The organism is Phenylobacterium sp. (assembly GCF_036821595.1).
In the GTDB taxonomy this organism is placed as follows: Bacteria; Pseudomonadota; Alphaproteobacteria; order Caulobacterales; family Caulobacteraceae; genus Phenylobacterium.
Map to the genome: position 1 here is coordinate 1 of NZ_DAISJG010000143.1, position 3,313 is coordinate 3,313.

2 protein-coding genes are annotated in these 3,313 nt (G+C 74.4%); one reads left to right on the forward strand and one right to left on the reverse strand.

Features of this window, described 5'->3' with window-relative positions; translation table 11 throughout:
* Positions 1-778, reverse strand: a 778-nt coding sequence (locus tag V7Z97_RS19865; protein ID WP_334165284.1) for an alcohol dehydrogenase catalytic domain-containing protein, incomplete at its 3' end; no start/stop codon positions are given.
* Between the two features lie 92 nt (positions 779-870).
* Here V7Z97_RS19865 and V7Z97_RS19870 point away from each other — a divergent pair.
* Positions 871-3,313 (forward strand): acetate--CoA ligase family protein (locus tag V7Z97_RS19870; RefSeq protein WP_334165286.1); only part of this gene is annotated, 2,443 nt, incomplete at its 3' end.

Here is a 3,313-nt window from a genome sequence, read left to right on the forward strand (position 1 = left end):
CGCTCATGTGGATCCCGCCGCAGACCACGGTCCCGCCCTTGCGCACCGCCTTCAGGGCGAGGGGTGCGAGCCCGCCCACGGGAGCGAAGATGATCGCCGCGTCGAGGGCCTCCGGCGGCGTCTGGTCCGAGCCGCCGGCCCAGGCGCAACCCAGCTCCAGGGCCAGCGCCTGCGCTGTCGCGTCCCCGTCGCGCGTGAAGGCGTAGACCGCCTGCCCCTCGTGGATGGCGAGCTGGGCCAGGAGGTGCGCCGCGGCCCCGAACCCGTAGAGCCCCAGGCGCTCCACCGGCCGCGCCTCGGAGGCCTTCTTCCAGCAGCGGTATCCGATCAGGCCCGCGCACATCAGCGGCGCGGCCTCGGCGTCGGACAGTCCGCCGGGCACGGGAAAGCAGTAGTCGGCGCGGGCGATCACCGTGTCGGCGTAGCCGCCGTCCCGGGTCCAGCCGGTGAAGCCCGGCGCGTCGCAGAGGTTCTCCTGCCCCTCCCGGCAGTAGCGGCACCGGCCGCAGGTCTCCCCGAGCCAGGGCACGCCGCGCCGCTCGCCGAGGGCCACGTCCGCCACGCCCGGCCCGATGGCGTCCACCACCCCGATGATCTCGTGGCCGGGGATCACGCTGTCGCGGCGCGGCGCGAGCTCGCCGTCGACGATGTGGAGGTCGGTGCGGCAGACCCCGCAGGCCCGCACGCGCAGGCGCAGCTCGCCCGGGCCCGGCTCGGGGTCCGGCCGCGCCTCCAGCCGCAGCGGCGCGTGCGGCGACTTCAACACCATTCCGAGCATCGGGGCCTCCCGTCGGAACCGATAGGGCGCCACAGTGGTCCGGCGTTGATGGGGGTCAAGGAGCCCCGCGCGCGCCCGAGGCAGGAGACGCCATGACGACGCGAAACCTCGACGCCCTGTTCCATCCGAAGGCGATCGCCCTCATCGGCGCCAGCAACACACCGGGCTCCGTGGGCCAGGTGATCGCCCGCAACCTGGCGCAGGGCGGCTTCGCCGGCCCGGTGCTGCCGGTCAACCCGCGCGCCGCCTCGATCGGCTCATCGCTTGCCTATCCGTCGGTGGAGGCCCTGCCGCGGCCGGTGGACATGGCGGTGATCGCCACCCCCGCCCCCACCGTGCCGGGCCTGGTGGCCGAACTTGGCGCGAAGGGCTGCCGGGCGGCGGTGGTGGTCAGCGCCGGCGTCACCGGCGAGCTGAAGCAGGCCATGCTCGACGCCTCGCGCCCGCACCTGCTGCGCATCGTCGGCCCAAACTGCCTGGGGTTCATCTCGCCGCGGGTCGGCATCAACGCCAGCTTCGCCCACATCGCCCCGGCCGCCGGCGGCCTGGCGCTGGTCGCCCAGTCCGGGGCCATCGCCGCGGCCGCGCTGGACTGGGCCAAGCCCCGGGGGATCGGCTTCAGCCACGTGATCAGCATCGGCGACGCCGCCGACGTCGATTTCGGCGACCTGCTCGACTACCTGGCGATCGACCCCGACACCAAGGCGATCCTGATCTACCTGGAGAGCATCACCGACGCGCGGAAGTTCATGACCGCCGGGCGGATCGCGGCGCGCTCGAAGCCCGTGGTGGTGATCAAGGCCGGCCGCACCAGCGCCGGGGCCGCCGCCGCCTTCTCGCATACCGGCGCCATGGCCGGCTCCGACCTGGTCTACGACGCCGCCTTCCGCCGCGCGGGCATGCTGCGCGTGGGCGGACTGCGCGAGCTGTTCGACGCGGTGACCACGCTCAGCGCCGGTCTCAGGGTCCACGGCGACCGCTTGGCCATCCTGACCAACGGCGGCGGCGCGGGGGTCATGGCCGTGGACGCCCTCACCGACCGCGGCGGACGGGTCGCCGAGCTGCAGCCCGACACGATCGAGGCGATCACCGCCGCCGCCCCGAAGAACTGGTCGCACGGCAACCCGGTGGACATCCTCGGCGACGCCCACCCCGCCCTCTACGGCAAGGCCATGGAGGCCCTGCTGGCTGACCGGCAGAACGACGCCATCCTGGTGATGAACTGCCCCACCGCCGTGGCCGACAGCACCGAGGCCGCCCACACCGTCGTGGCCGCCAGCGCCGGCAAGCAGGGGCCCTGGGGCCGGCCGGTGTTCACCTGCTGGCTCGGCGACTTCGCGGTCTCGGAGGGCCGGCGCACCCTCGCCGCGGCCGGCATCCCGACGCACGAGACCCCCGACGAGGCGGTGCGCGCCTTCATGCACCTGGTCGACCACCGGCGGAACCAGGAGCTGCTGATGCAGACGCCGAGCGACCGGCGCCGGCTGAACGGCGGGGCGGGGGCCGCGCGGGGCATTGTCGAGGCCGCGCTCGCCGAGGACCGCCGCATCCTGACTGATCCCGAGGCCCGCGCGGTTCTGAAGGCCTACGGCCTGCCTGTCGTGGAGGACCGAACGGCGCGCACCCCCGCCGAAGCCGCCGCCGCGGCCCGCGAGCTGAAGACGCCGGTGGCGCTAAAGATCCTGTCGCCGGACATCAGCCACAAGTCCGACGTGGGCGGGGTGGCCCTCGACCTCCAGGACCCCGCCGAGGTGCTGGAGGCCGCCGAGTCGATGCGCGCCCGCGTCCAGGCGACCCGCCCCGACGCCGAGCTGGAGGGCTTCGTGGTCCAGCCCATGGTCTCCCGTCCCAAGGCGCTGGAACTGCTGTGCGGCCTGGCCCACGACCCGACCTTCGGCCCCGTGGTGCTGTTCGGCCACGGCGGCGTGGCGACCGAGGTGCTCGCCGACCGTAGCCTCGGGCTGCCGCCGCTCAACGACGTGCTGGCGCGCGACATGATCGCCCGCACCGCCGTGTCGCGGCTGATGGAGGGCTACCGCGACCGCCCGGCGGTGGACCTGGCCGGTGTCGCCGACGTGCTGGTCGGCCTGGGCGAGCTGGCCGACGACCTGCCGGAGGTCGCGGAACTGGACATCAATCCGCTCCTGGCCGACGCCGACGGCGTGCTCTGCCTCGATGCCCGCATCCGGCTGCGGCTGCCCGGCGAGCCGGCCGCGCGACCGGCCATCCTGCCCTACCCGCAGGCGATGGAGCGCACCGTCGCCATGGACGGGGCCGAGACCCTTACCGTGCGGCCGATCCGTCCCCAGGACGCGCCGCGGATCGAGGACCTGATCGACCGCTCCTCGCCCGAGGACGTGCGCCTGCGCTTCGCCTCCGGGTTCCGCCACCTGCCGCCCGGCTGGGCCGCGCGCCTGTCGCAGATCGACTACGACCGGGAGATGGCCCTGGTGGCGGAGAACCCGGCCGGCGAGATCCTCGGCGTCAGCCGCATCGTCGGCGATCCGGAGGGCGAGACCGCCGAGTTCGCCCTGA